The organism is Pseudomonas sp. Fl4BN1, from assembly GCF_009908285.1.
Classification (GTDB): Bacteria; Pseudomonadota; Gammaproteobacteria; order Pseudomonadales; family Pseudomonadaceae; genus Aquipseudomonas.
The window spans coordinates 1-2462 of sequence record NZ_JAAARM010000077.1 but is presented as its reverse complement, the minus strand read 5'-3'; the positions used below and the strand labels follow the sequence as shown (position 1 = coordinate 2462).

The 2462-nt window shown below is 56.3% G+C and carries 4 protein-coding genes; all 4 read left to right on the top strand.

What is annotated here, in order from left to right:
* Positions 1-1058, top strand: a 1058-nt coding sequence (locus tag GV818_RS33610; RefSeq protein WP_256667707.1) for a DUF2345 domain-containing protein, incomplete at its 5' end; no start/stop codon positions are given.
* A 3-nt stretch (positions 1059-1061) separates the two neighbouring features.
* Positions 1062-1559: a hypothetical protein gene (locus tag GV818_RS33605; protein WP_161778735.1), complete on the top strand. Its 498-nt coding sequence runs from the start codon at positions 1062-1064 to the stop codon at positions 1557-1559.
* A gap of 184 nt (positions 1560-1743) precedes the next feature.
* Positions 1744-2202, top strand: coding sequence for a hypothetical protein (locus GV818_RS33600; RefSeq protein WP_161760107.1), 459 nt, complete (start codon positions 1744-1746; stop codon positions 2200-2202).
* Positions 2203-2266: 64 nt separating this feature from the next.
* A partial coding sequence (locus GV818_RS33595) for a T6SS effector phospholipase Tle3 domain-containing protein (protein WP_161778572.1) occupies positions 2267-2462 on the top strand: 196 nt, incomplete at its 3' end.

Sequence of the window (2462 nt, the reverse complement as noted above, 5' to 3'; positions counted from 1 at the left end):
TCAATGCCGGCACCGACCTGGGGCTGTTTGCCCAGAGCGGCGAGATGCGCCACATCACCCACCAGGGATTGATGCTGTTGCAGGCGCAACAGAACACTATCCGCCTGGAGGCTGACCAGAGCGTGGAAGTCAGTGCGAGCAACCAGCATGTGCTGATCTCAGCCAAGGAACACATCACCCTGATGTGCGGTGGGGCTTACCTGACGCTCAAGGGCGGCAATATTGAGCTGGGCATGCCGGGTAACTTCACGGTCAAGGCGGCGAAACATAGCCAGGTGGGCGGCGCCAGCCTGGCGGCGGAACTGCCGAAGTTCAAGGTCGGGGATACCGAGCGGCGATTCATGCTCAAGCAGATCGATGGCCAGTCGGGGATGCCCAACGTGCCCTACAAGATCACCATGGCCAATGGTGAAATCGTCGAAGGCGTGACCGATGCACAAGGCGCGACGCAACTGTTGCAGAAAGACGCAATGAACATCGCCAACGTTGGCATGAAGCGCTCGAGCACACCAATGGTTGCGGCCGCGGCTGCAGTGGGTGTGGCGGCTCTAGTGGCGAAGGCTTTCTCCGAGCCGGACAATGAAAAAGGGCGCGCATTGACGGAAGGCGAGATCGTTTTGGCGCAGAGCGTATTTGCAGACTCCATCGATTACGACAAGGTGCGCCTGCGCGATGAGAACTATGTGCCTTGGCAGGGGGCAACTTATGCGATGTCGCCGAACGGGCATATCTACTTTGGGGAGAGCTGGCGCGGTATCTCCGACTGGAGCCTTGAAGAACCGGAAAGGCGAGGGTTCTTCATTCACGAGATGACTCATGTCTGGCAACACCAGCACGGTGTCAATGTGCTGTTGGTGGGAGCGTATCAGCAGGCGAAACAGTTCTTGGTGGGTGACCAATATCTGTATCAGTTGGAACCAGGTAAAACTCTAAAGGACTACAACATCGAGCAGCAAGGAGACATTGTGCGTGACTACTACCGAGGCTTGGATTCCGGAAATACTCATGTACTAACAAGGCTCAAGCCCGTACTGGGCAACTTTCCGGCGGGGTACTGAATCATGAAACACTCGATATGGGTTGTGTTGTGTACTGCGTTGCTGATGCAGTCTCCAGTTGGGGCCGTGTCCAAGATGCCTCCGCGTATTCCCGTGACGATGGAGTCCGGTCGTCTGGTGGCAGATCTTCGACCTTTGCTGGCCGATACCAACAACCTGGAGATTAACCAGGTATTTCTCTGCCGTCGAACTGGAGTCAAATGCTACGAAACCCTATGGGACATTGATCTTCCTACTGGCTGGATCCAACCAAAAATAGTGTTGTTAGGAGACTATCCAGGCGCGGTCGTTAGAACGATGAACCCTGAAGCTTTACAGCCGGGGGGCAGTTACAACCTTGATATTCATTTCAGGGAGCGTAGCCGCTGGCACAAACAGACGGTCTCCAGCACTTTCTTGGAGTTTTGCTTGATCGAGGACGGCGGCGTGTTGCAAGTCCAGGCCCGCTCAGGTTGTCGAGCCCGAAGTCTTGCCGAGGAACAACAGGAAGCCCGCCCGTGACCGAGTCTGTTGCTATGCGCCGACGCTGTTTAGTGAAGGCGATTACCGCGACTGGCGGTGGCGACGCAGATTTGCTCGTGCCGTTTCCAGAGAGCAGGACTACTGCTTGGACCTCGATATGGGAGATAGCGAGACATAGAAGAAACTCAAGCCCGTGCAGGGCAACTTGGCGGAGCGCTGAGTCATGAAGTATTCGATATGGGCTGTGTCCAAGATGCCTCCGGATATTCCGGTGACGTTCGAGTCCGGTCGTCCGGTGACGGATCTTCGGCTTTTGCTGGCCGATACCAACAACCTGGAGATCAAGCGTGTGTTTCTCTGTCGTCGGACTGGAGTCCGCTGCTACGAAACCCTATGGAGCATTGAGTTCCCCGAAGGCTGGATCCAACCAAGAATAGTGTTGTCAGGAGACTATCCCGGCGCGGTCGTCAAAACGATGAACCCCGGAGCGCTACAGCTGGGAGGCAGTTACAACCTCTACATTAAATTCAACGAGCGTAGCCGCTGGCACAAACAAACGGTCTCCAGCACCCACCTGGAGTTTTGTGTAATCGAGGAGGGCGGTGCGTGGCAGGTCCAGGATTCGGCGCTTTGCCTGGCTCGAAGGAATGCCGAAGAGCGTCAATCTCGCCTTCAGAAATGACTGGATGTAACCCCTGAACGCGGCCAGGAAGATCTTCTTCAAGCCATCAAGGAGCGAATGCACAATGAATGACGCCGTTCGGATGAGGACCATTTGCACAGGCCAGGCAATCACCATGCCGGGCGGTGGTGATGTGCACCTGATTGCCACGCCGCCCAAGCCCTGCGTGACCATCGTCGTGCATGGGGTCAACGACCTGGCCGGTTGCTACGAGCGCATCGAGCGCGGCTTGTGTCAGGGCCTGAATGAACGCCTGGACA